Raw genomic sequence first — 22,216 nt, 5'->3', positions numbered from 1 at the left:
ATCCATGATCCGGTGACCTCCGTTGAAGCTGCGTCGTACTTCTTCTTTCTCTTTCGGCATCGGGCTCCTCCCGCTCACATTGATCGCGGCACTGATGCTCTCTGCTGTTCCAGTGGGCAAGGCGCATGCGCAGCAGCCGGCAGCACCCGAAGTCACGGCCGATTCCATCAACGACGAGATGGCGGAGAGGCTGGAAGCCGCGCGCCAGAGGCTGATCGACATCCGCCAGCGTCTGGAGCAGACGCCGATCGATGACCTGAAGCTCGCGGAACTGCGCGTCCAGGCGGACGAGGTAGCTACGGAACTGGAAGGCGCCTCGGCGGATCTGGAGACGCGCCTTTCGCAGATACAGGCGCGGTTGGCAGACCTGGGTGAGGCGCCCGCGGCAGGACAACCCGCCGAAGCCGAGGCGGTGACCGACGAGCGCAATCGCCTGACGACCGAGCGCGCGGAACTGACGGTGATCATTGATGATGCCGCCAACCTCAAAACCAATGCCAACCAGGCGACTAGCAGCATTTCGACATTGCGGCGTGATCTCTTCACCGAGACGTTGTTCAAGCGGACGGAGCTTTCGCCGGCGCTCTTCGGCGAGGCTGGCAAGGCATTCGTGCTCGAGATGCGCGACCTCGGCAACACCGTAGGGAGTTGGTTGAGCTTCGCATGGAAGTTCAAGAAACTGCCGCTGCTGGTCGCTATCTTCCTCTCGCTTGGGGCGGCCCTCGTTTTCCTCTGGGGCGGACGGCGCCTTTTCGCGAGGCTCATTGCGCGGGATCCCTCGCTGGAGCAGCCGACCTATATCAAGCGGCTTTCGCTCGCATTCTGGACGACCGTGACGAGGACGCTTTCGTTGACGGCCTTTCTTGTTGCATCCTATCTCTTTCTGGATGGCTTCAATGTGATGCGAAGGGATGTTGCTCCCATCATCGGGGCGGCGTTCGGCTTCATTTGGTTCGTTTATTTCATCTGGCAGTTGGCCGATGCCGTGCTCTCACCGCGCTATCCCCACTGGCGGCTTGTGCGGGTCACGGATCGAGGAGCCCATCTGCTGGTTTCAGCCATCGTCGCGATGGCTGTCGTCAACGGCCTCGACTATCTGCTTGGGGTGGTCAGCGAGGTACTGAATTCACCCCTGGAACTGACAATCGCAAAGAGCGTCGTCGCCTCGCTGGTGATCGGCCTCATCCTCCTCGCCCTGTCGTTTGCACGTCCGGTTCTGCATGAGGATCCGGCTCTGCCTGGACGCGGCTGGCCACGGTGGCTGGCGGTCCTGTTGCGGGTCATGGGGGTACTGCTCATCCTGACGGTCATGGCAGGTTATGCGGGACTTGCGCGTTTCGTTGCCACGCAGATCGTGCTGACCGGGGCGGTTCTCGTCACCACCTACATTGGCATCCTGTCGGGCAAGGCGGTCGGCAAGGAGGGCGCGTTCGCGCGCACGGGGCTGGGCGAGCGACTTGCGAGGCGGTTCCAGTTGGGCGAAGTCGCGCTGGACCAGATTGGGCTTGCTGCCGGCCTTCTGGTCTACGCCATCGCTCTTCTTCTCGGCATACCCCTCATCCTGCTGACCTGGGGTTTTCAGGTCACCGACATCGAGGCCTGGATCTATCGCTTCTTCACCCGGATCACGATCGGCAATATCTCCATCTCGATTGTGGGAATCCTGGGCGGGATCCTGCTGTTCGGCTTGGGCTACCTTGCCACCAAATGGGTTCAGAAGTGGATCGACAGTCACGTTCTTGCACGCAGCCATGTCGACACGGGCGTGCGAAATTCGGTCAAGACCGGCATCGGCTATCTCGGTATCGGGATTGCGGTCATCCTCGGCGTGTCGGCCGCCGGCATCGATCTTTCCAGCCTTGCGCTTGTGGCCTCGGCGCTTTCGGTCGGCATCGGTTTCGGTCTGCAGAATGTCGTCTCGAATTTCGTCTCCGGCCTGATTCTGCTCGTCGAACGTCCGTTCAAGGTCGGAGACCATGTCGTTACCGGGACGACCGAAGGCATCGTCAAACGCATTTCAGTACGGGCGACGGAGATCGAGACCTTCCGAAAACAGTCGATCATTGTTCCGAACTCGGACCTGATCAACGCGCCCGTCGGCAATTGGACACACCGAAACCGCGTGCAGCGGTCAGAAATTCCAGTTTCCGTCGCCTATGGGACGGACCCGGAGAAGGTGATCGCGATCCTGCTGGAGATCGCCCGGGCGGTACCCGAAGTGCTTCGCAATCCCGAGCCCCATGTCGATTTCCTCGCGTTCGGTGCGTCCTCGCTCGACTTCGAACTGCGCTTTTGCCTCGCGGACTATTCCGACGGGATCCGCATCCGGGCTGAAGTGCGCATCGAAATCCTGAAGCGTTTCGAAGTGGAGGGGATCGAAATCCCGTATGCCCGCCAGGACATCATGATCCTGCCGCGCCCGGGTCGAAACAGGGAGGGGTCGGGGAAGGAGGAAGACGGAACCGTGGAGGGTGGCGCCGGCGTGTGAGCCGTCGCGGCAAGCTTTTCGTATGTCGTAATCAGGCGTTTGGTCTTGTGGCGGGAACTGCATAGTTCTTGCGGCCGAGGTCATGCATCGTCTTGTCGGGAAAGACGATCAACGCGAGGGGCGAGTGAATGAAGGCGAATGCGCGTGCCGTTGTCATCGGGGGCGGAGTTGTCGGTGTTTCGACGCTCTATCATCTGGCGAAGAAGGGGTGGAGTGACAGCGTCCTGATCGAGCGCAAGGAGCTGACATCCGGTTCTACCTGGCACGCCGCCGGTCTGCTGCCGCTTTTCAACCTGTCCTATTCGGTCGGCCAGCTTCACAAGTATTCTGTCCGGTTTTACGAGGAACTCCAGGCGGAGACCGGCATGAATGTCGGTTTTGCCAAAGTCTCGAACATCCGGCTCGCCCGCACCAGGGATCGCTGGGACGAGTATATGTACTATGCCGGCATTGCGGAGACGATCGGTGTCAGGGTCAACATCCTGACGCCCGAACAGGTGAAGGAGGTGTGGCCGCTTTGCGAGACGGACGGCCTGCTCGGCGCCATCCAGCATCCGGATGATGGTTATATCCAGCCGGCTGACCTCACCCAGGCGCTGGCGAAGGGAGCCCGCGACCGCGGCGCGACGATCTACCGGCACACCGCCGTCACTGCGATCGAGCAGCAGCAGGACGGTATGTGGAAGGTGACGACCGACAAGGGCGAGATCACCGCAGAGCACGTCATCTCCTGTACCGGAAGCTTCGCCCGCAAGACCGGCGAGATGGTCGGCATCAATATCCCTGTCATTCCCGTCGAGCACCAGTACATCGTCACGGAGCCCCATCCGGCGATCCAGGAGCGCCGGCGCCAGGGCCTGCCGGAGATGGGTGTCCTGCGTGAGTCGGACAGTGCCTGGTACATGCGCGAGGAAGCCGGCGGACTGATCCTCGGCCCTTATGAGGTCGGTGCGCCGGTCTGCTACGTCGATGGTCCCTCGGCGGAGAGCGAATACGAGCTTTTCCAGGAGGATCTGGACCGGCTGATGCCACACATCGAGGCGGCCATCGTCCGCGTGCCTGCCTTCGGGGAGGTCGGCATCAAGAAGGTCTACAACGGCGCCATCGCCTATACGCCTGACGGCAACCCGATCGTCGGCCCGGCTCCCGGTCTCAAGAACTTCTGGCTGAATGAGGGCCACTCCTTCGGCATCACCGCCGCGGGTGGGGCCGGATGGCAGCTCGCCGAATGGATCGTGGACGGCGATTCGACCGTCGACCTGATGGGCGTCGATCCCAGGCGCTTCGGACCTTATGCGACGGAAGGCTACCTCATTGCCAAGAACGAGGAGGCCTATGCCAACGTCTTCACCATGCACTATCCGGATGAGGAGCGTGCCGCGGCACGTCCGCTGAAGTCGACGCCGATCTACGACCGGCTGAAGAAGCTCGGCGGCGTATTCGGCTCCGTGTACGGCTGGGAGCGCGCGAACTGGTACGCGCCGGAAGGCTACGAGGTGCCCAAAGACCAATTGGGTGTCGGCGCAGATGTCATCACCAGCCACAATCACGCGCCGCCCTTGGACGACGGACGGATCGTGGAGAAGTGGTCCTTCCGCCGCTCGAACTACTTCGAACACGTGGGTAACGAGGTGCAGAACGTCCACGGGAATGTGGGCGTCCTGGACATGTCGCCCTTCGCCAAGATGGAAGTTTCCGGACCCGGCGCTCGGGTCTGGCTGGACTCGATCCTCGCCAACGCAATCCCGAAGAAGCGTGGCCGGATCGCGCTTTGCCACGTCCTCACCCCGGCCGGCGGGGTACGGGCGGAATTCACGGTCTATGAATGGGCGCCAAACCGCTTCTACCTTGTCTCCGCCGGGGGACTCGAAGCGCACGACCACGACCTGCTGCAGCGGCTGGCGCCGACCGATGGCTCGGTCCATCTGCAGCCCATAACGCAGAACTACGGGGTGCTCGTGCTTGCCGGCCCGAAGTCTCGGGACGTACTAAAGAAGCTCACGCGCACTAGCCTTGAGAACAAGGATTTCCCGTGGCTGACTGCAAAGCAGATCTCGGTCGGTATCGCCACGGCCCATGCACTTCGCGTCAATTTCGTCGGTGAACTCGGATGGGAGTTGCACCATCCGATCGAGATGCAGGCCTACATCTTCGACCGGCTGATGGAGGCGGGTGCGGAGTTCGGCATCAAGCCGTTCGGCATCCGCGCCATGAGCGCCATGGCCGTGGAGAAATCCTACCGCAACATGGGGCGTGAGCTGTCGATCGAATACAACGCCTATGAATCGGCGCTCGACCGGTTCATCCGCCCCGAAAAGCCCTTCATCGGTCGCGACGCGATGCTCGCCTACAAGGAAAAGGGTCTGCGGTGGAACCTCGTAACGCTGGTCGTCGAGGGCAACAGCGACGTCGACGCCCGTGGCTCGGAAGCGATATACGACGAGGCAGGGGAACTGGTCGGTCGGGCCACCAGCGGCGGATACGGCTGGCGGGTAGGCAAATCTCTGGCGCTCGCCATGGTGAAGCCGGGGCAGAGCGAGGTCGGCACGCGGCTGAAGATCAAAATCCTCGGGGACCTCTACGACGCGACCGTCGTGCCGGAAAGCCCGTATGATGCGGACAATGCTGCACTCCGGGCCTAAGCACAGTAACAGGACCTTTACCAAGGACGCGGCTTCGGCCGTCTTTTCGTTCTTCAGCAACAAGTTAGCCACAGGAATTAACGCTTCTGCAAACGAGCTTTGGTAGGTTTTGCCAAGTGGGGACAGCAACGACTGAAGGGGCAACATGACTTTCCTTGGCATTTCCGGGATGCAGTATTCCGGCCAATCTCTGGCGAACTCGCGCATCCTGCTTGCCGAGGATTCGAACGTCTTCACGTCCATGATCGGGACGCGGCTCAAAGAGTTGTTCGGGATCGAGGTCGAGATCTGCCGGAATTTCGAAGAGCTCCAGCTTGCCTACGACCGCTCGACATCTCCGGTGACGCTCGCGATCTCCAACATCAACCTGCCCGGGGCGGAGAACGGCGAGGCGCTGGAATATCTGATTGATCTCAGCGTTCCGACGATCGTCTTCACCGGCACCTTCCACGAAGGGACGCGCGATCAGCTGCTCTCGAAGGAAATTGTCGACTACATTATCAAGGACAATGTCTTTGCGGTGGACATGCTGGCGGAATCTGTCGCCCGCTTTCTCACGAACCATCGCCACCATGTGCTGATCGTCGACGACAGCCCGACGGCTCGCGCCCTGCTGACCAGCCGTCTGAAGCGGTACAATTTCCGGGTCAGCACCGCAGAAAGTGGCGCCAAGGCACTCGAGATCCTGAAGAGCAATCCGGATATCGGTCTGGTGGTCACGGACTATAATATGCCGGACATCGATGGTTTCGAGCTTACGCGCCGCATTCGTTCCGCCCGCGGCTCGCACGAATTGCGCATCATCGGTGTGTCCTCCTCATCCAATAGACTGCTGTCGGCGCGCTTCCTGAAAGCGGGCGGTAACGACTTCATGCTGAGACCGTTCATCGACGAGGAATTCTACTGCCGGATCAACCAGAACCTGGACACGCTGATCCAGATCCGTGCATTGAAGAATGAACGGCAGCCTGCCGCCGCCTAGTGCCTGCGGTAACTGCAAGTCTCGGCGGAGGCGGGTAGCGCGGCTATGCCGCCACGCTGGGCTTTTGCGATGCCAAGGTCAGCTTGCGCCCGGCGCGCTCCTGCTGCGGCGAGCGACCGTAGACCTCACGGTAGCATTTCGAAAAGTGCGACGCCGAAACGAACCCGCAGGCGACCGCTACCTCGACCACCGGCAGGGCGGACTGCACGAGGAGGTGGCGCGCCCTGTCGAGCCTGATCTCCAGATAGTAGCGGGCGGGGGAGCGGCCCATTTCCTGGCGGAACAGGCGCTCGACCTGCCGCCGGGAGAGATCTGCCTCCTCCGCAATCTCAACGAGCGACAGGGGCTCCGCGAGATGGCTCTCCATCAGCTCGATGATTGAAAGTACCTTGGCGTTCTGTACACCGAGCCTCGCGCGCAACGGCAACCGCTGACGATCGTGCGGGCTTCGGACGCGATCGGTCAATTGCTGCTCGCAAATCCGGCTGACGAGGTTCTCGCCGAAATCCTCGCCAATCAGGGTGAGCATCATGTCGAGGGATGCGGTTCCGCCCGCGCAGGTATAGATGTTTCCGTCTATCTCATAGAGGTCGGCATAGACCTCCGCCTGCGGGAAGGCTTCGGCGAAGCCGGGGAGGTTTTCCCAGTGGATGGCGCAACGGCGCCCCTCGAGAAGCCCAGCCTGTGCGAGAATGTGCGCGCCGGTACAAAGGCTGCCGAGCGCGACCCCGCGGTTATGGGTTTCCCGAAGCCAGGCATTCACGCTTCTGTTGTCATAGGCCTCGACGTCGATGCCGGAGCACACCAGCACCATGTTGGGGCGCTTCTCGTCCCCGAGATATTTCCGCTCTTGTGCGATCGAGGTGTCGACCTCCATGCCGATTCCGGCGGAACAGGTGACCTTTTCCCCATTGGCGGAACAGAGGCGCCAATCATATGCGCGGTAGCCAAGCATGCGATTGGCAATCCGCAGCGTCTCAACCGCGGCGGAGAATGGAAGCAAGGTGAACTCCGGAACGAGGAAGAAGACGAGAGTTCTTCTTGTTCCTCGAAGATCGTTGATCACGCTCATGCACGGTGTCCGTCGATTGCGAATGCCTGATTAAGGATCCGAGAGTGGCACGGAAAATCGCGGTCGGGAAGTGGGGCCCTTTGGGGCCCCAGCTTTTTGTTCTCACGGTAGATTCGGTCGGTCCTGCTGCTAGTTGAGCAGAAGCATTCGTGGAGGCCGCACCAGCGGAATCACCGTGACGGATTCTCCGGATGGCGAAGGTCCGATGCGAGAGGATCGCCGGTCGGCCAGCCAATGTCCTTGCGGATTTCTGCCGGCAGGCCATTCAGCACACGCTCCGTCCGGCGCTGCCTCCATTCATGTTGCAGTTGGGAGCTGAGGCGGGCGAGGGGGCGGGTCAGGCGGCGGATACGGCCGCCGGAGCTGCCGTTCAAGGGCGAGAGAGTTGACATGGTATCTACTCCTTTGGCGGATCGTCTTCAGGATGGCACGCGAGACGCATCAATCAATCTGATGTCGCGAATGGCATCCATGAAATGTTGTGGTCAATTACTCATGCAGTTTGTTTCTGTAGGAGAGAGCATGGGACGTGATTGACGTTCAATCAAACGAAATGATATTGTGCTTAAATTCAGTTTATTTGATGAGGATGCCATGGCTGCTCCCTTCCGCCCACCGCTTCCGTTGCTTGATAACGACGTCTTGCGCACCTTCGTCGCGATTGCTGAAACCGGGAATTTCTCGACGGCGGCCGAGGTAGTCCTCAGAACGCCTTCGGCCGTGTCCATGCAGATCAAGAAGCTCGAGGAGCAGCTGAGGACGACATTGTTCCTGCGCGACGCCCGATCCGTGTCTCTCACGCAGCACGGCGAGGTACTGCTTTCCTATGCGCGGCGAATGTTGGCCCTGTCCAACGAGGCCGTTTCCCGTTTCGTCATGCCGGAACTGGCGGGCGTGGTGCGCCTGGGGGCGCCTGACGATATTGCCGAGCGTCTGCTTCCGCGCATTCTGAAGGACTTTGCCGAACAGTTCCCCGGGATCATGGTGGACGTCACGGTCGATATGAGTTCAGCGCTTCGGAAGCGGGTCGAGGAGCAGAGGCTCGACCTTGCCTTGTTCAACTGCACTCCGCGTTCCTTTCCGGGCGTTGGCGACATCATCCACACGGAACGTCTCGTCTGGGCCGGCGCGAAATGTGGTAACGCTCACTTGCGCGATCCTTTGCCTATATCGGTATGGGAGGAGGGGTGCTGCTGGCGGCAGGAGGCGATCGGACAGCTTGAGAAGCACAAGCGGGCCTATCGGATCGCCTATGCCAGCGCTCACACCATGGCGCAGCGTGCAGCAGTCCTCTCCGATCTCGCGATCGCACCGTTCCCACGATCCTATGTCTCCGATGAGATGGTCGTGCTCGGACAGCAGGAAGGCTTGCCGGATCTTTTCAGCTTCGACGTCCGGCTGCTGACGCGCCCACAACTTTCCGTGCCCGCCCGGGCAGTCGCGGAGAGCATCAGGGACTTCTACGGCCAGATCACGCGTGCCGCTGCCTGACCCAAGCGGTCATGAACTACAGGTACGTTCGAGGAGACATTGAACTTTTTCCCGATTGAGGCGTTCGTGTGGCGGAAGGTCATTTTGCCTTGCACGACCGCAACCATCGGAGGACTTCGAGAATGACGCCCAGAAAAGCAACCGCCATCGCCATGCTCGTTTTCACAGCCGCTGCCCTGAGTTCCTGTGGCAACACGATTCGCGGCGTAGGACAGGATACCGCCAACGCCGTTGATGCGACGCAGGATGCAGGCCGCAGCGTAGATCGCGCCGCGCGCTGAGCGTCAGCCGTACACATCCCATCATGCAAGTGGAAAGCCGGCCGAGCGCCGGCTTTTTGCGTTTGCTGCGCCGGTTATCAGATCTTCGCCGCCGGATAGGCGCGCTCAAGCCCGCCTGACTCAATAAGCCCTTCGCGAAAGGCCGCATATGCCGGATGCTGGCTCGACCGTGCGGCCTCCATCAGCTTTACCTGCAGGCGAGCCGGCGCTGCGTGCCCGAGCCACTCCCCGCATTGCCTAATCTTCAGGGAATTGAGGAAGCGCGCCTCTGTCTGGTGATCGAGATAGAGGTGCAGCCCATCGAGCAGGATATCGTCCGAGGTCGGGTTCTCCATCAGCAGCCCGAGCCAGGAACGGTTCTCATCGGTCAGGCCGGAGAGGCTGTCGGCGACCATGTCGCGATTGGCGATCGGGGCGATCTTGCTCATTCTCATATCCTCAGGGCTTCTGGTATCCTTCCTCGTGCTATTATGTAATACTGATGCGAAGCTTTCCACGCGAGCCGCAGGCGAATTCAAGGGCAAGCGATGAGTGCGAGTCGGCTGTGATTTCAGTTCGTGGAGGCCCCGACCCCGCAGCTTCGGTCAGCATTCGGGTCGGTACGCGCACTGCGCCAGTGCTGGCGAAGCGCTATTGAAGTGCGGTCCTGACCCGCTCCTGCACGAGCGGGAGCACCCATTTGGACCAGACTTCCTCATGGGTCTTCAGAAAATGCTCCGCGGTCTTCCGGTTGCTGGCTCGATTCTCCTCCTGCCATGCGAGGATGCCGTTGATCGTGGCATTCGACCATTGCCGGGTCCGGATGTAGTCCATTGCGGGGGCGGCCTTCTCGGTGAATTCCTGTGTCACCAGGGTGAATGCCTGAGAGGTGGGATAGGAGTTTCTCTGTGGGCTCGCGCAGCCAGGGACGGCGGTACAGTTTTCCCACTCCACCTGGTTGTGCGTGACCCCGAAGGAAAGCCGAGCCATGGGATATTTACCGAGCGCGGCAGTCGGCGCCCAGTAGTAGCCTAGCCAGCCCGTCTTTGTTTCGAACGCGCTGGCGATGGAGGCATCCAGAGCCTCTGCAGTGGCGGGTTCGAGCAATTCAAATCCCTTGTCCGCTGCGCCGAATGCGCGGAACAGGTTGCGGGTTGTTGCCTGACAACTCCAGTCGTCGGGACAACTCTGGATTGCTGCCCTGCCGGGGGAGCGGGGAGAGGGGAAGAGGTCCGGCCGCACCAGAGCATCGTCGACGGTCCGTATCTCCGGGTGTGCTTCGATGATAAATGCCGGGACCCACCAACCTTCGACCGCTCCCTCCTGGAGTATCTCCGCTCCCAGCAGCAGCCGGTTCTCTCCAATCGCTTTGGCCAGGGGCGCGCGCACGGCATTGATCCAGAATTCCGGCGCCATATCGGGTTGCGCCTTTGTGAGCATCGACGTGAACGTCGGTATTGTATCTCCGGGTACGAGCGTGACCTCGCAGTCGTAGCCGTGTTCGAGGATGATTTCGTCGATATGCGCGGCCACGGCGGCCGAACCCCAATTCATCTCGGCGATGCTGATGTCTCCGCATGCGGCCTCTGCAGCCCCGACCCTGATCAAGATCGCCGCCAGGAGTGCGCCGAGATAGACTGGTAGCCTGTTCATCTACAAACGTCTCGATTTTCGGGCCGCACTTGCCGTCTTCGGCTGCACTGTCTCCAGGGGGAGCGGCGTTCTCTGTAACCATCCTTCAGACTAGGGTTTGCCCGGTTGAAATCAACCGCTTATTGCCTTGCGCCGGGGCACTCCTTCGTGAGGGCAGGTGCAAAAAAACCTTCCGAAGGATTGGCGGCTAACGTTCCGGTAACGATGTGACGCTAATCATCCAATCGCGGACGGTTGCTTCGCCGGAGCGCGGGTCAGGTAGTGCGTACCCGCCGCTTTGTATCCCGATGATCATGCTGTCCTGGAGCGCAGTCGGTTGACATCGATTCTGTCGCTCTCCATCTTTCTGTCGCGGCAGCGCATCGCTGATGAACCAAGGCGGACGCCTCATGGATCTACGAATCGTCCGATCTTTCAGCCCCTGTGCTGCCGCGATCCACACCGATCCCCGTTTCCCCATTGCACTGAGGTGATTTGCTGATGAGCCGCCATGCGACGCTCATTCTCGGCGGAGCGCGGTCGGGTAAGTCTTCGTTTGCCGAACGGCTTTCCCGTGAGAGCGGGCTGGAACGCCATTACGTGGCGACGGGACAGGCATTCGATGATGAGATGGCGCAGCGGATCGCCCGGCATCGCGAGGATCGGGGCACCGGCTGGACGACGCACGAAGCTCCCGTTGAACTGGTGAGATGTCTGGAGAAGGTCGGGTCGGACGGTCGGGTCGTACTTGTCGATTGCCTGACGCTCTGGGTCTCGAACCTGATGATCGCAGGCGCCGATGTCGAGCAGGCATCGGCGGAACTGGTCCAGCACATCGAGAAGCTCCGGGGTAGATACCTCTTCGTTTCCAATGAGGTTGGCTTGGGAATCGTCCCGGAGAATAGGATGGCGCGAGAGTTTCGCGACCATGCCGGCCGGTTGCACCAGCAGGTCGCTGCGGTTGCGGACGCGGTCTACCTCGTTGCGGCGGGTCTCCCGCTGAAGATGAAGGGATAGCCGAAGTCACACGGTCTGGATGTCCGGCATTTCTGTCGTGCGCCTATGTCTTCTGTGTCGCGAATCTGGCGTCGCCGGCCCAACAACGGGGAGGCATTGCGCCCTGGGCTTGTAACGCGACGAATCGCCGATATGGTGCGCGGCATTTCTCGTTTCCAACGGTAGCAGGGCATAACCATGCACAAGGTCATCTTCGACACGGATCCTGGCATTGACGACGCGATGGCGTTGCTTTTCCTCCATCGGCATCCGGAGATCGACCTTATCGGCGTAACGACTGTTTTCGGTAACGCACCGATCGAGCTGACGACGCGAAATGCGCTCTTCCTGACACAGGAATGGAACATCGCAGCGCCAGTCGCGCAGGGCGCGGGCGTGACCTATGACCCGGCGCGTCCTGAAGGCCACTGGCCCACCTTCATTCACGGAGAGAACGGACTAGGCGACATCGAGATCCCCGAGACGATGGAGGCGCAGGCGGATGGCCGGCCGGCATGGCAGTTCATCATCGATACGGTGAGGGCGCAGCCGGGAGAGGTAACGCTGATCGCTGTCGGCCGGATGACCAACCTGGCACTGGCCCTGAAGGCAGACCCGGACTTCGCAGCGCTCGTAAAAGAGGTCATCGTGATGGGTGGCGCCTTCGACCTCAACGGCAATGTCAGCCCGGCCGCCGAAGCCAATATCCACGGCGATCCGGAAGCTGCTGATCTCGTCTTCACTGCGCCCTGGCGGGTGACGGTGATCGGCCTCGACGTCACGTTGAAGACGGTAATGACCAGCGGCTATCTGGCGGAGATGGCGGCGGTCGGTGGCCCGGCAGTGCAGCTCCTCTCCGATATCTCGCAGTTCTATATCGAATTCTACAAGCATCGGGTCGGCGACGGCATGGTGATCCATGACAGTTGCGCCTGCGTCTACCTTGTCGCTCCGCATCTTTTCAGAACACGCAGCGGACCGATACGGGCCGTCTGCGGCGGGATCGCAGACGGCCAGACGATCCAAAAGCCCGACGGAAAGGTCTTCCCGCCTGGTCACTGGGACGGCCATCCGAGCCAGCTCGTCTGCACGGATGTGGACGGCGATCGCGTTCTCGAGGTGATCCGGGCTGCAATCGTCGAGGGGAAGGCGGCCTGAAATCGCCGCTACTGGTCGATGCCCGCCGCGTTGGCAAGCCGTTCAAGGTCCGGCACGGTGATGTGTCGATTATTCTCGATCTGGATCACGCCGTCCTTGCGGAGCTTTGTCATCTGACGGCTCACCGTCTCGATCGTGAGGCCGAGAAAATCCGCAATGTCCGATCGTGAGAGCGGAAGATCAAAGAAGCTCCTGTCGCCCACCTCGGGGTCGCTGTGATTGGCGATGAGCCACAGGAAGCTTGCCACCTTTTCCTGTGCCGTCTTGCGGCCGAGCGTCAGCATCCAGTCGCGGGCGTCATCAAGTTCCTGGAGAGCCTGATTGTGCAGGAGGCGCTCGAGGCTCGGGGCGTCGCGCATCAGCCGCTCGATTGCCCGGCGGGGGAAGACGCAGATCTCGGTATCTGTGGCAGCTTCGGCGCTCATCCTGCTTTCGCCCAGGAATGGACGTCCCATGAAATCGGGCGCGAACTGCAGGCCAACGATCTGCTGGCGGCCGTCCGCCATCACCTTCGACAGCTTCACCACGCCGTTTAGGATGCTGCTGTAGGACGTTATGCTCTCACCCTGGCCGATAACCTCGTTCCCGGCCTCGACCTTGCGCCGGGAGGCGTGCTTGCTCAACTCGGCAAGCTGGGCCGGGGTGAGGGCGGAACAGATCCCCCCATGCCGAGCTTCGCAGGATCGGCAAACTCCCGGAATGTCCCGGCTCTGGGTCTCCTTGATCTGGATGTCCATTTGGCTGCCCCGATTGAGTTTGCAGTTGCGAGATGATGTTGATCATCGTCAACCGCTAATGCAGCAAATTGATCTGGATCAACATTTGCGAATTCGTCGCTGCGACACTTCGCGCATTGATGGATCGAAGATCGAACGAGTTCGCCTTTGGCAACAGTGGGACGGCAAATGTTCCGGCGGGGCAAACGGGGATTGGCATTTGCCCCAGTTTTCCCTATGTGGGACGCTGAATCGTTATTTCAGAGGACATTGGCGTGACTGCTACATTCGATAAAGTTGCCGACATCATTGCGGAAACCAGCGAGATCGATCGCGAAACGATCACGCCTGAAAGCCACACGATCGACGACCTCGGCATCGACAGCCTTGACTTCCTCGACATCGTCTTCGCGATCGACAAGGAATTCGGCATCAAGATCCCGCTCGAGCAGTGGACCCAGGAAGTCAACGAAGGCAAGGTTTCAACCGAGGAATATTTCGTCCTCAAGAACCTCTGCGCGAAGATCGACGAACTGAGGGCGGCGAAGGGCTGAGAAGCCATTCCCCAGGCATGAATGCTGCTTGAATACTTCCAGATGATCGACCGGGTGGAGAGCGTGGACCTCTCCACCAACACACTGAAGGCGAGGTCGGTCGTTCCGGCGAAAAGCCCTGTCTTCGAAGGTCACTTCCCGGGAATGCCGCTTGTTCCCGGCGTTCTTCTGATCGAGACGATGGCACAGGCCTCCGGCATGCTGGTGCTGGCAGCCACTGATTTCGCGGCCATGCCGTTCCTGATGTCGGTCGATGGCGCCAAGATGCGGTCGTTCGTGGAGCCGGAGGCTGTACTCGACATCGAGGCGTTTCTGGAGCATGAGGGTTCCGGCTACGCCGTAACGAAGGCGAAGATGACGTCGAACGGCAAGAAGGTCTGCGACGCGCAACTGAAGCTGCGCACGATGCCGTTCAGCGAGGTGCCGCTTGCCGACATCGTTCGCAAGCGTGCGAGAGAAGTCGGGCTCATGGACGCGCTTCAAGCTGGCGCGTGACCGCCAGGCAATGAGGACAGGATGAGCAAGTCTGACAATGATGTCGTGATCACCGGTATCGGGATCGTCACCTGCCATGGCGTTGGCAAGGAGCCGCATATCGCGCTTCTGTCGGCCGCCGATGTGGAGCCGCCGAAGGTCGAGACTGAGCGCTTCAAGCCTTACCCCGTGCATCCGATGCCGGAGATCGACTGGTCGCAGCAGATCGCCAAGAGAGGCGACCAGCGGCAGATGGAGAACTGGCAGCGGCTCGGCGTCTTTGCCGCAGGCCTGGCTCTCGATGATGCCGGCCTGAAAGACAATACCGAAGCCTGTGCCACGATGGACATGATCGTCGCCGCCGGCGGTGGCGAGCGCGACATCAAGGTGGATTCGCTCATCGTCGACGAGGCGCTGAAGCGCAATGATCGCGAGACGCTGCTCAACGAGAAGCTGACGACCGAACTGCGCCCGACGCTTTTCCTCGCCCAGCTTTCCAACCTTCTCGCCGGCAATATCTCGATCGTCCACAAGGTTACCGGCTCCTCCCGTACCTTCATGGGTGAGGAGGCGGCCGGCATTTCGGCCGTCGAGACCGCCTATCACCGCATCAAGTCCGGTCAATCGACGCATTCGCTGGTGGGCGGTGCCTTCGTTGCGGAACGCGCCGACATCATTCTGCTTGTGGAGGGCATCCGTGCCCATGCAACCGGCTCCTGGCATCCGCTGTGGCAGCGTTCGGCTGACAACGGCGGCGGCATGATCATGGGCTCCGTCGGCGCTTTCCTGGTGCTGGAATCGCGTGCGAACGCCGAAGCGCGTGGTGCGCGTATCTACGCCACGATCGACGCTGTCGAAGGGGACCGCGGCAGCCGGGACGACGGTAAGTTCGAGCAACGCCTCGAGCGGCTATCCAAGCTTGCCTCGGATACGGATCCGGCCCAGACGCTGGTCTTTTCCGGCGCAAGCGGACTGGTTGATCCGACTGCGCGCGAACGCGACGTCATCCAGAAGACCTTCCCCGGCGCCACGCTGCGCGGCTATGGCGGGGTGACGGGCCACGGCATGGAGGCCCAGTTCCCTCTCGGTCTGGCGCTCGCGGCGCTCGTGCTCGACGGCGGCCTTCGCGTGCCTTCCTTCGATTCCAGCCTTGAACAGCCGATGCCGGCGTCGGCGAACCGCGCCGTGGTGACGACGGTCGGCTATACGCGCGGCGAGGGCCTTGCGGTCCTGTCGCCGAACGCGTGAGGAGAACGACCATGAGCGACAACCGCTTCACCGATCATCTCGGCCGCCCGATCATCGCCGTGACCGGCATGGGCGTCATCACCTCGCTGGGGCAGGGGCTGCAGGACAACTGGGCGGCACTTACCTCCGGCACGTCGGGCATCCACAAGATCACCCGCTTCCCGACCGAAGGGCTCTCGACGCGTATCAGCGGCACCGTCGACTTCATCGACGTGCCGGCGGACAACGCTGTCGAGCGTTCCTACGCCTTCGCGCGCGAGACGACGGCGGAAGCGCTCGCGCAGGCGGACCTCTCCGGAGACTTCGAAGGCCCGCTCTTCCTGGCGGCACCGCCAGTGGAACCGGAATGGTCGGCACGTTTCGCACTGGCCGATCGCGCACCACCATCGCAGGTGGAGGGCGACGCCTATGATCGCTTCCTCGCCGCGATGCGGGAGCGCCCGGATCCAGCCTTCCTCGAGGCCGTCCAGTTCGGCTCGATCTCCGAGCGGCTCGCCGACAGGTTCGGGACCCGCGGCCTGCCGGTAACGCTGTCCACCGCGTGCGCGTCCGGTGCCACCGCCATCCAGCTCGGCGTCGAGGCGATCCGTCAGGGTCGGACCGACCGCTCGCTCGTTGTCGCCACGGACGGCTCCGTCAGTGCCGAGGCGCTGATCCGCTTCTCGCTGCTTTCAGCGCTCTCGACGCAGAATGATCCACCGGAAAAGGCATCCAAGCCGTTCAGCAAGGATCGCGACGGCTTCGTTATTGCCGAAGGTGCGGCGACGCTCGTTCTCGAGTCGCTTGAATCGGCCGTCGCCCGCGGCGCGAAAGTGCTTGGTATCCTGAAGGGTTGCGGCGAGAAGGCCGATCACTTCCACCGGACCCGTTCCTCGCCGGACGGCGGCCCGGCAATCGCCACCATCCGGGCGGCGCTGGAAGATGCGGGAATGGATGAAAGCCGGATCGGCTACATCAATGCCCACGGTACGTCGACGCCCGAAAATGACAAGATGGAGTACGGCTCGATGCTCGCCGTCTTCGGCGACCGGCTGAAAGACATTCCGGTCTCGTCGAACAAATCGATGATCGGCCATACGCTGACGGCGGCCGGCGCAGTCGAGGCGGTGTTCTCGATCCAGACGATGCTGACGGGCACCCTCCCGCCGACGATCAACTACGTCAATCCGGACCCGACCATCGTCCTCGATGTGGTGCCGAACCAGAAGCGGGATCAGCAGGTTACGGCCGTGCTGTCGAACTCCTTCGGCTTCGGCGGGCAGAACGCCAGCCTTGTCATGACGCTGGAACCAGCTTAGAGACCGTCGCCAATCCCTCTGACGATCTGGAACGCCTTCGGGCGAAGGAATACCTGTTATGCGTGCTCTGCAACTGATCGACGACCGCAAGCTCGAGGCTGTGGACATTCCCGAGCCCGAAGCGCCCGGTCCCGGCGAGGTCACCCTTCGCGTCAAGGCGGTGGCGCTCAATCACATCGATGTCTGGGGCTGGCGCGGAATGGCCTTTGCCAAGCGCAAGATGCCGCTCACCATTGGCGCGGAAGCATCGGGCGTGGTCGAAGCAATCGGCCCGGGCGTCTCAAACGTTCTTCCGGGGCAGTTGGTCTCGATCTATGGGGCGCGCACCTGCGGGCTGTGCAAGCCGTGCCGGGAAAAGCGCGACAATCTTTGCGAGAACGTCTCCGGCGTCCACGGCTTCCATCTCGACGGTTTCGCCCAGGAGAAAGCCAATCTGCCCGCACGCCTGCTCGTTCCGGCGCCTCCGGGTGTCGATGCCGTCGGTGCAGCCTTGGCGCCCGTCACCTTCGGCACCGTCGAGCACATGCTGTTCGACAATGCCAAGCTCGAGCCCGGTGAAACGATCCTCGTGCATGCCGGAGGGTCCGGGATTGGCACGGCGGCGATCCAGCTTGCCAAGAAGACGGGTTGTACGGTGATCACCACCGTCGGTTCGGACGACAAGATCGAGCGCGCCAAGGCGCTCGGCGCAGATCACGTCATCAACTATCGCACCGACCGCTTCGAAGGCGTGGTCCGCAAGCTTACGAAGAAGAAGGGGGTGGACGTCGTCTTTGAACATGTCGGCGCTGATACCTGGGCCGGCTCCATGCTGTCGCTGAAGCGGGGAGGGCGGCTCGTTACCTGCGGCTCGACCTCCGGCGTCTCCACAAGCATGAACCTGATGATGCTTTTCCAGCAGCAGCTGAAGCTGCTCGGCTCCTTCGGCTGCCGCATGGAGAACATGGCGGACGCCATGCAGAAGATGGCGCGCGGCGTCGTTCATCCGGTGATTGATACGGAAGTCACCTTCGATGATATCGATCGGGCGCTCGAGCGCATGGAGACGAGGCAGGTATTCGGCAAGATCGTCCTCAGGATGGATTGATCCCTTGAAGATGTTCCTGACGAGGATCGTGCTCGGTCTCCGGCGTTTCCAGCAGTGGCTGGTGGCGCAGGCGGTCTTCGCGATTCTCAATGTGCTGAAGCTCTTGCCTGCAGATGCTGCGATCGATTTCGCGGATCGGGTAGCAAGGTGGATCGGTCCGAAGCTCGGTCGTCACAGGCTGATGCTGACCAACCTGCGTAATGCCTATCCGGAAAAAACGGATGGTGAGTTACAGGAAATCGCGCTTGCGAGCTGGGGGCACATGGGCCGTCTTGCCGCCGAATACGTTTTCCTGGATCGACTCTTCGACTTCGACCCTGAGCGTTCGACGCCTGGTCGTATTGAGGTATCGGGGATACCGCTTTTCCTGGATCTCCGCGACAATCTGCGCCCGTTCATCGTCTTTACTGCCCATACCGGCAATTTCGAGCTGCTTCCGGTTGCCGGCAACAGTTTCGGTCTGGATGTGATGGTCCTCTTCCGTCCGCCGAACAATCCCTACATCGCCGAAAAGGTCTTCGCGTTTCGTAGCGCCCGCATGGGCCAGTTGGTACCGTCGCATGCCGGGTCCTCCTTTGCTCTGGCTCGACGGCTTGAGGCTGGCGGCGGTGTGGGCGTGCTGGTGGACCAGAAGTTCGGCCGTGGCCTGACCACGTCCTTTTTCGGCAAACCTGTGCGGACCAACCCGCTGCTCGCCAAGCTCGTGCGCCAGTTCGACGCCGAGGTCTACCCGGCCCGCTGCATCCGCCTTCCCGGCAATCGTTACCGGCTGGAGATCGAACCTCGAATCGATGTGCCGAGAAATGCGAGCGGCGCGGTCGATGTGCAGGCGACGGCTCAGATGCTGAACGACAAGGTCGAATGCTGGGTGCGGGAGTATCCCGATCAGTGGCTCTGGTATCACGACCGCTGGGCGATCAAGAAGACGCTGACGGACTGAGCATGTATTGCGTGCGAGCGGGAATTGATCAATGCTCGCGCAAGTTTTGCGTCCTTATGTCGGCATGTTGCGACGGGCGAGCCGGCTAAGTTCCGGCTGCCGTGAGAAGATCTCCGCTCCGGGGGGAGGTGGTGTGTGGAAGCTTTGATCGACCTCTTCTGGTCCAAGTATGGACGGCTGCAGACAGCAATAGATCGGGAAGACAATGTCACGGTTCACGCGCTGGACCAGGAGATCGACCCGCTTCTGCAGGCGATATTCCGTCACGAAGTGACGGATGCTGCCGGAATCCAGGCGCAGTTCAGGTTCGCTCTGGAACTGCTGAAGACGGAGGCTGACGACAGAGGGTGCGTGCATCGCAATGGCCACCTTCTGCAGATGCTGGTGGAGCGCTACCTCGCTCCCCAGATCGGGCGCGCCGCAGGCGAGATCCCAGGAAAGAGATCTGATCGCACCGAATCGAGCGAAGGCGGGAACACGATCAACGGTCTGCTCGATCCGGCACTGTTCGACGGCATCGCCGAACGGATTCTGGTGGTCGTTCCGGGCTATCGAGTCTTCTATTCGAACGAGACAAATGCCCGGCAGTTGGGATTGTCGAAGGAGAAGGTGATCGGCAGGCATTTTGCCGAGTTGGTCGGCATACACCATTTCCAGTGCGATCTTCGTGAGCCGCTGGATCGCTGCCTCGCGGGTGAGAGCACGTCGCTCACCTATGCCGAGGAAAGAGACGGCGATACCGTCGTCATTTCCTGCCGAATGTCCCCTTGCTATACCGAGGCGCGGGCCCAGGTCGGCGCCATGGTGGTGATGCAGGAAATGGCAGACCGACGCCGACGCAGAAGCGTCGGCTGAGGATCAGTTGGCGAGGGTCTTGAGCAGGTGGGCCTGTTCGAACGCGATGTGCCGGCGCATCCCCTCAAAGAAACCCCGGAGCATGTAGCCGACAGCCTCGATGTTGACGGGATCACTGGAGCCAAGCTTCAGGAGCGTTTCGGTGAGCTCCTCCGCATAACCCTCGTCCTCGAGATGCTCGTATCTCAAGCGTGACAGGGTTTCGCCGCTGTCGGCGACCGCGTTCTTCTGTTGGACGCGGGGGAAGAGAACGGTTTCCTCATAGCGGTGGAGCGCCTGAATCATCGGTACAAGCGCCTTGGCGGCGTAGATACACTTCTGCTTGTTGATGTTGGACGGAAGCGAATCGGCGATCTCCTCCAGTTCGTCGCAGAGGGCCAGTTGCTCGGCATGTGCACTGCGGAGCCAGGCAACGATCTCTTCGTCGGGCAAAACTTTCCCGCGGGCCAAGAGAATATGGCTCTGTTCGTCAGGTCTCTGATTCATGGTCATTTCTCGCCCTCGATCATGGCTCAGTGCTATTGAGCTGAAGCCGAGATTCGCCGAGGGCGACTTTTCGCGCCTTGATCCAAATCAAGGCTGCCTTGACGTGTCGGTGGCAAAGCTGCCCACAATCGCCGATGCTCTGGCCGCCGAGGGATTCGGGTTGCCAGATGATCGACGCGAGATTGAAACACGCCGTTGGGGGATGTCCAACATGAACTATACCGTAGAAACACTGGCCTTGGCGGTCGGCGCTTTCCTGGCTTTGCTGGGAGTGGCCTTCGCCCATGACAGTCTTTTCGCTGCCCATATGTGGGTACTTTTCTTTGCACTGTTTGCCGGTACCGTCGTCATGGTGCGCCGGGCCAACTTCGCACCGGTCACGGCGGCGCAGAAGGCTGCCCGCCAATCGGAATATCTGGATGAGGTCGTCAAATATGGCGTCATCGCAACGATGTTCTGGGGCGTTGTCGGCTTCCTGGTCGGCGTTATCGTGGCGCTGCAACTTGCCTTCCCCGACCTCAACATCGAGCCCTGGCTGAACTTCGGACGGACGCGACCGCTCCACACCTCGGCGGTGATCTTCGCCTTCGGCGGCAATGCGCTCATCGCGACGTCATTCCATGTGGTGCAGCGCACCTCCCGCGCGCGCCTTTTTGGCGGCAACCTCGCCTGGTTCGTCTTCTGGGGCTACCAGCTTTTCATCGTCATGGCCGCGACCGGCTATCTGCTCGGCATCACCCAGTCCCGCGAATACGCGGAACCTGAGTGGTACGTGGATCTCTGGCTCACGATTGTCTGGGTCGCCTATCTCGTGGTCTTCCTGGGAACGATCCTGAAGCGCAAGGAGCCCCACATCTATGTGGCCAACTGGTTCTACCTGTCCTTCATCGTAACCATTGCGATGCTGCACGTGGTCAACAACCTGGCTATTCCCGTCTCCTTCCTCGGGTCCAAGAGCTACTCGGCCTTTTCCGGGGTTCAGGACGCCCTGACGCAGTGGTGGTACGGTCATAACGCGGTCGGCTTCTTCCTGACTGCGGGCTTCCTCGGCATGATGTACTACTTCATCCCGAAGCAGGTGAACCGTCCCGTTTATTCCTACCGTCTGTCGATCATCCACTTCTGGGCGTTGATCTTCATGTACATCTGGGCCGGTCCGCACCATCTGCACTACACGGCTCTGCCTGACTGGGCGCAGACGCTTGGCATGGTCTTTTCCGTCATGCTTTGGATGCCCTCCTGGGGCGGCATGATCAACGGCCTGATGACGCTCTCGGGCGCTTGGGACAAGATCCGTACCGACCCGATCGTTCGCATGATGGTCATCGCCGTCGCCTTCTACGGCATGGCGACCTTCGAAGGCCCGATGATGTCGGTCAAGGCGGTCAACTCGCTCAGCCACTACACGGACTGGACGATCGGCCACGTGCATTCGGGTGCTCTCGGCTGGAACGGCATGATCACCTTCGGCGCGCTGTACTACCTCGTTCCGAAGCTCTGGAACCGCAACCGGCTCTACAGCATCCAACTGGTCAACTGGCACTTCTGGCTGGCCACTCTCGGCATCGTCGTCTACGCAGCCGTGATGTGGGTTGCCGGTGTCCAGCAGGGCCTGATGTGGCGCGAATACGATGACCAAGGCTTCCTCGTCTACTCGTTCGCCGAATCAGTCGCAGCCATGTTCCCGTACTACGTGCTGCGTGCCGTCGGTGGCGCCATGTTCCTCGCTGGTGCGCTGATCATGGCCTTCAACATCACGATGACAATCCTCGGCTATGAGCGGCGCGAGAAGGTTCCGGGTGCTGCCGCACCCGCGGCCCTCCAGCCGGCCGAATAA

21 protein-coding genes are annotated in these 22,216 nt (G+C 61.2%); 15 read left to right on the top strand and 6 right to left on the bottom strand.

Annotated elements, in window-relative coordinates; all coding sequences use genetic code 11:
* Nucleotides 1-94: 94 nt before the first annotated feature.
* The 3 genes from FN060_RS09035 (at nucleotide 95) to FN060_RS09025 (ending at nucleotide 6,112) form a co-directional block, all read left to right on the top strand.
* Entirely contained in the window at nucleotides 95-2,488 is a 2,394-nt protein-coding gene (locus tag FN060_RS09035; protein WP_142587753.1) for a mechanosensitive ion channel family protein, read from the top strand.
* A gap of 128 nt (nucleotides 2,489-2,616) precedes the next feature.
* The gene (locus FN060_RS09030; RefSeq protein ID WP_142587752.1) at nucleotides 2,617-5,130 is read left to right on the top strand and encodes a GcvT family protein; all 2,514 of its coding nucleotides are present in this window, start codon (nucleotides 2,617-2,619) and stop codon (nucleotides 5,128-5,130) included.
* Between the two features lie 145 nt (nucleotides 5,131-5,275).
* Nucleotides 5,276-6,112, top strand: coding sequence for a response regulator (locus FN060_RS09025; protein WP_142587751.1), 837 nt, complete (start codon nucleotides 5,276-5,278; stop codon nucleotides 6,110-6,112).
* 43 nt (nucleotides 6,113-6,155) lie between these two features.
* Here the strand turns inward: FN060_RS09025 and FN060_RS09020 are convergent, their stop codons facing one another.
* On the bottom strand, nucleotides 6,156-7,175 hold the full coding sequence (locus FN060_RS09020) for a GlxA family transcriptional regulator (protein WP_183949694.1): 1,020 nt from the start codon (nucleotides 7,173-7,175) through the stop codon (nucleotides 6,156-6,158).
* A 179-nt stretch (nucleotides 7,176-7,354) separates the two neighbouring features.
* Complete coding sequence (locus FN060_RS09015) at nucleotides 7,355-7,576, bottom strand: hypothetical protein (protein ID WP_142587749.1); 222 nt, start codon at nucleotides 7,574-7,576, stop codon at nucleotides 7,355-7,357.
* Between the two features lie 202 nt (nucleotides 7,577-7,778).
* Here FN060_RS09015 and FN060_RS09010 point away from each other — a divergent pair, with 202 nt between their 5' ends.
* On the top strand, nucleotides 7,779-8,675 hold the full coding sequence (locus FN060_RS09010; protein ID WP_142587748.1) for a LysR substrate-binding domain-containing protein: 897 nt from the start codon (nucleotides 7,779-7,781) through the stop codon (nucleotides 8,673-8,675).
* A gap of 152 nt (nucleotides 8,676-8,827) precedes the next feature.
* Nucleotides 8,828-8,956 (top strand): entericidin domain-containing protein, encoded by a 129-nt coding sequence (locus FN060_RS09005; RefSeq protein WP_244665787.1) that lies wholly within the window; start codon nucleotides 8,828-8,830, stop codon nucleotides 8,954-8,956.
* A gap of 77 nt (nucleotides 8,957-9,033) precedes the next feature.
* On the opposite strand, the gene FN060_RS09000 is transcribed toward FN060_RS09005, so the two are convergent.
* Entirely contained in the window at nucleotides 9,034-9,384 is a 351-nt protein-coding gene (locus FN060_RS09000) for a hypothetical protein (protein WP_142587746.1), read from the bottom strand.
* A gap of 202 nt (nucleotides 9,385-9,586) precedes the next feature.
* Nucleotides 9,587-10,588, bottom strand: coding sequence for a glycine betaine ABC transporter substrate-binding protein (locus FN060_RS08995; RefSeq protein ID WP_142587745.1), 1,002 nt, complete (start codon nucleotides 10,586-10,588; stop codon nucleotides 9,587-9,589).
* Between the two features lie 480 nt (nucleotides 10,589-11,068).
* Between FN060_RS08995 and cobU the strand changes: the two genes are divergently transcribed.
* Both cobU and FN060_RS08985 read left to right on the top strand, forming a co-directional pair.
* A complete protein-coding gene (gene cobU, locus FN060_RS08990; protein ID WP_142587744.1) occupies nucleotides 11,069-11,584 on the top strand; it encodes a bifunctional adenosylcobinamide kinase/adenosylcobinamide-phosphate guanylyltransferase in 516 nt (171 codons plus the stop codon).
* A 177-nt stretch (nucleotides 11,585-11,761) separates the two neighbouring features.
* Nucleotides 11,762-12,721: a nucleoside hydrolase gene (locus FN060_RS08985; protein WP_142587743.1), complete on the top strand. Its 960-nt coding sequence runs from the start codon at nucleotides 11,762-11,764 to the stop codon at nucleotides 12,719-12,721.
* Nucleotides 12,722-12,729: 8 nt separating this feature from the next.
* Here FN060_RS08985 and FN060_RS08980 read toward each other — a convergent pair whose 3' ends face one another.
* A complete protein-coding gene (locus tag FN060_RS08980; protein ID WP_142587742.1) occupies nucleotides 12,730-13,458 on the bottom strand; it encodes a Crp/Fnr family transcriptional regulator in 729 nt (242 codons plus the stop codon).
* Nucleotides 13,459-13,712: 254 nt separating this feature from the next.
* On the opposite strand from FN060_RS08980, the gene FN060_RS08975 reads away from it, so the two are divergent.
* From FN060_RS08975 to FN060_RS08945, 7 genes are all read left to right on the top strand, one after another.
* Nucleotides 13,713-13,991 (top strand): acyl carrier protein, encoded by a 279-nt coding sequence (locus tag FN060_RS08975; protein ID WP_003502893.1) that lies wholly within the window; start codon nucleotides 13,713-13,715, stop codon nucleotides 13,989-13,991.
* A gap of 21 nt (nucleotides 13,992-14,012) precedes the next feature.
* Nucleotides 14,013-14,486 carry a 3-hydroxyacyl-ACP dehydratase FabZ family protein gene (locus FN060_RS08970; RefSeq protein ID WP_142587741.1) on the top strand — a complete coding sequence of 158 codons (474 nt, stop codon included), beginning with the start codon at nucleotides 14,013-14,015 and terminating at the stop codon, nucleotides 14,484-14,486.
* A 21-nt stretch (nucleotides 14,487-14,507) separates the two neighbouring features.
* A complete protein-coding gene (locus tag FN060_RS08965) occupies nucleotides 14,508-15,713 on the top strand; it encodes a beta-ketoacyl-ACP synthase (RefSeq protein ID WP_142587740.1) in 1,206 nt (401 codons plus the stop codon).
* Between the two features lie 11 nt (nucleotides 15,714-15,724).
* Nucleotides 15,725-17,011, top strand: a complete 1,287-nt coding sequence (locus FN060_RS08960) for a beta-ketoacyl-ACP synthase (RefSeq protein WP_142587739.1) — start codon at nucleotides 15,725-15,727, stop codon at nucleotides 17,009-17,011.
* A gap of 58 nt (nucleotides 17,012-17,069) precedes the next feature.
* On the top strand, nucleotides 17,070-18,098 hold the full coding sequence (locus FN060_RS08955; RefSeq protein ID WP_142587738.1) for a zinc-binding dehydrogenase: 1,029 nt from the start codon (nucleotides 17,070-17,072) through the stop codon (nucleotides 18,096-18,098).
* 4 nt (nucleotides 18,099-18,102) lie between these two features.
* On the top strand, nucleotides 18,103-19,038 hold the full coding sequence (locus FN060_RS08950; protein WP_142587737.1) for a lipid A biosynthesis lauroyl acyltransferase: 936 nt from the start codon (nucleotides 18,103-18,105) through the stop codon (nucleotides 19,036-19,038).
* Nucleotides 19,039-19,173: 135 nt separating this feature from the next.
* Nucleotides 19,174-19,893, top strand: coding sequence for a PAS domain-containing protein (locus FN060_RS08945; RefSeq protein ID WP_142587736.1), 720 nt, complete (start codon nucleotides 19,174-19,176; stop codon nucleotides 19,891-19,893).
* A 3-nt stretch (nucleotides 19,894-19,896) separates the two neighbouring features.
* On the opposite strand, the gene FN060_RS08940 is transcribed toward FN060_RS08945, so the two are convergent.
* Entirely contained in the window at nucleotides 19,897-20,379 is a 483-nt protein-coding gene (locus tag FN060_RS08940) for a hemerythrin domain-containing protein (protein WP_244665728.1), read from the bottom strand.
* Nucleotides 20,380-20,590: 211 nt separating this feature from the next.
* Between FN060_RS08940 and ccoN the strand changes: the two genes are divergently transcribed.
* Nucleotides 20,591-22,216 carry a cytochrome-c oxidase, cbb3-type subunit I gene (ccoN, locus tag FN060_RS08935; RefSeq protein ID WP_142587734.1) on the top strand — a complete coding sequence of 542 codons (1,626 nt, stop codon included), beginning with the start codon at nucleotides 20,591-20,593 and terminating at the stop codon, nucleotides 22,214-22,216.

It is taken from the genome of Pseudorhizobium halotolerans, from assembly GCF_902153235.2.
Classification (GTDB): domain Bacteria; phylum Pseudomonadota; class Alphaproteobacteria; order Rhizobiales; family Rhizobiaceae; genus Neorhizobium; species Neorhizobium flavum.
The sequence above is the reverse complement of the archived record's forward strand: the minus strand, read 5'-3'. Positions and strand labels throughout refer to the sequence as shown.